This is a genomic window from Mucilaginibacter sp. P4_G9 (assembly GCF_056400985.1).
Genome location: NZ_JBFUKF010000373.1, coordinates 1 through 4,844, shown reverse-complemented (window position 1 = coordinate 4,844; position 4,844 = coordinate 1). Strand labels below are relative to the sequence as shown.

2 protein-coding genes and 1 pseudogene are annotated in these 4,844 nt (G+C 37.9%); all 3 read right to left on the bottom strand.

Features of this window, described 5'->3' with window-relative positions; genetic code table 11:
• Nucleotides 1-209: pseudogene (locus AC1DPZ_RS21975) on the bottom strand (lipopolysaccharide biosynthesis protein); the annotation flags it as partial.
• Between the two features lie 26 nt (nucleotides 210-235).
• The gene (locus AC1DPZ_RS21970; RefSeq protein ID WP_477407463.1) at nucleotides 236-2,716 is read right to left on the bottom strand and encodes an SLBB domain-containing protein; all 2,481 of its coding nucleotides are present in this window, start codon (nucleotides 2,714-2,716) and stop codon (nucleotides 236-238) included.
• Between the two features lie 166 nt (nucleotides 2,717-2,882).
• Complete coding sequence (locus AC1DPZ_RS21965) at nucleotides 2,883-4,550, bottom strand: capsule assembly Wzi family protein (RefSeq protein ID WP_477407461.1); 1,668 nt, start codon at nucleotides 4,548-4,550, stop codon at nucleotides 2,883-2,885.
• Between the last annotated feature and the right edge of the window lie 294 nt (nucleotides 4,551-4,844).

Below are 4,844 nucleotides of genomic sequence, written 5' to 3'. Positions count from 1 at the left end.
CCTTTATTTTCTTCTAATACAAAAGAACACGTTGCTGTGTAAACTGGCTTTTTTTGCATAGTATATGTGATGCCGGCAACACCACCTAAAACTCCACAAATTGTTAAAACAAGCCATCTTTTCTGAAGATATTTTATAGAGGATTTTAATTTAAAAACAACATCCTTGAACGATATCTCATCCGGATCTTGCTGAGCACTCTTATTCATATTATTTAACGTTCAATACTTAGCTTTTATTTATTCAAACTTAAGATCCCCAAAATAATAGCCCCTAACGATGCCAGCCCTGTAGTATATCCTAAAATCAACTGACCGGTATTGTTTTTGCTTTCTGCCTTTTTAGGAACATATATTTCACTTCCGGGTTTAACTGAAGGATGGATATTAAAAAACAAAAACTTCCGGGTGCCCTTTACGGTTCCGTTGGCATATACTACATAAGCTCCCCTTCTTAAGGCGTCTGGTCCATATCCGCCCGCATTTGATACAAAGCCATTAAATGATTTTGAACTATCGTAAACAACTGCACTCGGATAAAGCACCTGACCGTTAACGCGAACGATTTGCTGTTGCTTAGGAACCCTTAAAACGTCGCCATCCTCCAACAACAGATCTATTTTTGACCCGGGAGATTTTAAGATTCTGGTAAGATCGATACCTACATAATTATTTCGCTTCTGGGTATCTGCCGCTATGTTGGTGGAATCCTTATAAGCTCTTTTAAGCCTGCTAAACTGAGCGGTGCGCTCAAGAGCAAGTGCTGTAGTATCTGCTTTATTTTTATCAACACCCAATATGGCAATGTTTTCTCTTTTTAACGATCCGCCCTCAACATCTGCCGATGCGGTAAGGCCACCGGCGCGGGCAACCAGATCTGATATTTTCTCGTTTTTGTTTTTTATAGTATACGACCCTGGGTATAAAACTTCCCCTTCAACTTTTACTGTTTTTTGTTTTTCAAAGCCAGGTAAACTGTATACCGAAACTATATCAAATGGATTTAGTACAAAATTAGCATCGTTGGGCTTTAACGGGCCATCAATGTTAACGGTAAAAACCTGTGCAACAGCACTATTTTTGGAAGAGGGATCGGCATCAGATTTCCTCCGGGCCACTTCGATGCGTTTTGTACTTGCACCCTCTGCAAACCCACCGGCCTTTAAAATCAGATCCTCTACTTTCATGTTTTCAGAAAAAGCAAACTTTCCTGGCTTTCTTATACTGCCATTAATGGTAACTATATACCTATCGCGCAGATCAAATATCGAAGAAATATTTACAATGTCTTCACGCTGTAGCTGTATGCTTACCGTTTTATTGATAACATCCTTTACACTAAAACCTATTATCTCGGTACTGTTATCAGGCTTTAGCCGGGTAATTGTTCCCCTCTCTGTAAAGGCATCTTCTTTTAAGCCGGCAGCCTTTTCTATTAGTTGATATAATGTTAAACCACTTTGCAATTCATAATCTCCGGGTTTAAATACAGCTCCATTAATAGCAACCCTATTTTCAAACCTGTTAATAATAGATTCAATTGTGTATTTATCGCCCCTTAAAGGAATGTAGTTTTTGTAATCAGCTTCCAATACATCCGTTATTTTTCTTTGCTGGTCGCTTATTTGCGAAACCTTAATACGTGCCGTATAGGCGCTATCGGTAAAGCCCCCTGCGTAGGTTAATATATTATCAAGGGTTTCGCCAGGTAAAACCTCAAATAATGCCGGAATTTTAACCTGCCCGGCAAGCTCAACCCTGGTTCTGAAAGTGGGAACCCGAACTATATCCTGATCTTGTAAAGAAATGTTATTCTTTTGATCGCCTTTCACCAGGAAGTCGTAAACATCAAGATGCCTTATGATACGGTTGTTCCGGATGACCTCTATTTGCCTTAAGCTTCCGTTTTCGGTTGGGCCGCCTGCCGTATATAACGCATTAAAAACCGTGGCCAGCGATGGCAGCGTGTAGGTGCCCGGTTTTGTAACCTGGCCGATAATAATTACATGGATACTACGAATATTGCCAAGCGTTACCTGAACATTTGTACCGCGGCCTATAGCATAATTATTAGCTGCGAGCTTACCTTTTATTAATGAAGTAGCTTGTTCGATTGTTTTACCGCCTACATTTAAAATACCTATCCCGGGGATATTGATATTTCCCTCGGGCGAAACATCGAGTTTCCAATTTACCAATGAATTGCCATAAACGTTAATATTAAGCTGATCATTAGGACCAACAATATAATTTAACGGTGTAGCGAGCTTAAGGTTGGGCTCAAATGAGCTGTTTTTATTTTTAAAAATATCGGCGCCAAATACTTTTGGCTTAAGTCCCTCAAATATATCTTTTCGGGAAAAGGATGTGTCAACACTGTCGGGTTTGTAATTAAGTTGCCTCCCTTGCGTAGCAACGCTATCAGCCGCATTTGCCGATGAGCCTGCCGATTTATTGCGCAGTTTTTTTACCCGCAACTGCAATTTCTGGGCCTGACTGGCCGACATCCCCCTACTTTGTGCCTGCTGTATTAAATCAGCATCACTTAACCCTGCACTTTGTGCCTGTTGCATCAGCTGTGCTATTTGCTGATCGGAAAGATCATCTACATTAACAGAAGATATATTTTGAAAATTACTTTGGGCCGAAGATTTTTTAACTGCCCCACACAAAATAATCAGGGCTATTAAAAGTATACGAAAGTTAAATTTGCTCATATGTTAAATGCTATCAGAGATAAAAACAACGCTCCGATAAATGATATTACTTTTGCAAAAGTAAATCAAATAATTATTTATTAACACCAATACAGGTGCTTTTAATTTGTAGGATAAACAATCGTTATTTTAAGATAATGATAGAGAGGCACAAAAAGCATAGCCGTTAGTTAAAATAATAAGTGATATTAAGCCTTGCATGTAAGTTAAAACTTTCCCCGTTTTTGTATTGGTAGTTTAACGAGTAAACAGGGGTAACTTCGGCTGATAGCAGGTATCTTTTCAACTTTACATTACTATAAAAAGTGCCCGAAAGATCTACCCAATGCAAATTATACGTACCTGTACCAGCAAAGGCGCTGTAATAAAGGTCGTTGTTATGCAACTGTCTTTCAAGTGTAATACCAAATGCGTTCAGGTTTTTTAAATAACTAATATCAAATATAAAGCTATTACTTCCCGGCCCAATACCCGCGCCTACATATCTCCCGTTATTTGTATAACCATCCCTCGGACTCAAAAGATGTTCATACCATGTGGGCTCATCCCGTACCAAAAAGGTTGGTGGCCGTTGCAATTGGGTAATTTCGGCTTTTACCTGTATAAACGCTCCTTTGCTCAGGTCAAATAATTTACGCCCCCCAAATGTATACGCAGTTGAATGTTCCGGCTCTTGTAAAAGATCATTAAGACTTCCATATCTGTCATTCCTGGCCCATTCAAAATAAACTTCTGCTTTGTATAGCGGTAATAGTTGCCTTATATTAAATGCATAGGCAAAATCCTGTCCATCGCCCCCTGTACTGTTTGAAGCGTCATTCGCCTTTACAGACGATCCCGTAATTACCGGGAATATTTTCCGAATGATGTTTTTTTGATGATAGATCGAATCTTTATTAAGATAATCGTAGCTTGTAATGCCCAAATAAAGCCCTTTTAACCATTTGGGCTGCCAGTTAACAGTATAAGCCGAAATATATCGTGTAACTTTGGGTTTGGGACTGTACAGGTTTTTACCATAATTTAATTTGTTTATATCATCAGGCATAAAACCCGATTGCTTTAAGTTACCGCCAATTATTTGCCATTCAAATGAACCAATTATTGTTTTAACAGGTTTTACAGAATTAAATGTCCAGTGCAAAAAGCCAGGTGCAGAGTTACTCATCATGATGGAGTTTTTTATGCCCGGTCCCCACCATAGGTTTTCTGTAGAAACCCCGGCTTCAATACTTTGATAATTTATTGTGATTTTGGATTGCCCGGGGTACAGATGCTTTATTGAATTATTTCCAAATCTTTCGGGCGCATCAATACCATTTATAGTGCCAAAATAGGCGTTCATAAGCGCGGGGGAATTATTATTGGCCTGCACATCAGCAAACGTATCAAATCTTTTATTTTGTGCATACACCAGTTCTGGTTTAACCTGTATCCTGAATATACCTGCCTTAACTAAGAAACCGCCGCTCAGCATACTCTGATAACCTGCGTTTGGATACAATGATGCATTGTTGTAACCAAATGGTCTGTTAACATTGTATTCATTCAGCCAGCTAAACGGCAGCAATTGTATTCCTGATGGCATGCCCATGAAGCTAAATTTTGAATATAATTTACTTGCTACAAGCTTTTGCAGCACGGAGTCGGCAGCTTTACTGTCCCATTGAATGTTTAAAGGGCGAATAATAAAGGAAGATGGATTATCGCTTTTGCCAGAAACCTGGTTTCTTCTCGCAATATCTTCGGGATAACTGCCAACTGATATGCTTTGAGAATAACCCTTTATAATAGTAAAAAGAAGTAAGGAAATTATTAAATATGTTTTTTTCACGAATAAGGTTTGGGTATTGAAATCATTACAAATTAAAAATAGTTAAAGTCATTTTTTTCAATCAAAATAACCCGTAAAATATTTTAATCATTCAAAAAAACTAATCAAGTTATTGTTTCTTTAAATCATATTAGCGCTTTTATATCTAAAAGCCATTTGAGTGAATATTTTTTACACTAACTAACGGAAAAATAGATAATTTCTTATCATTAAAAAAAAGACAGGTCAATTATTAGATATATAATATTTATTTCATGTAATTTTTACACTAAGGCAACAATAGCTATACGAATG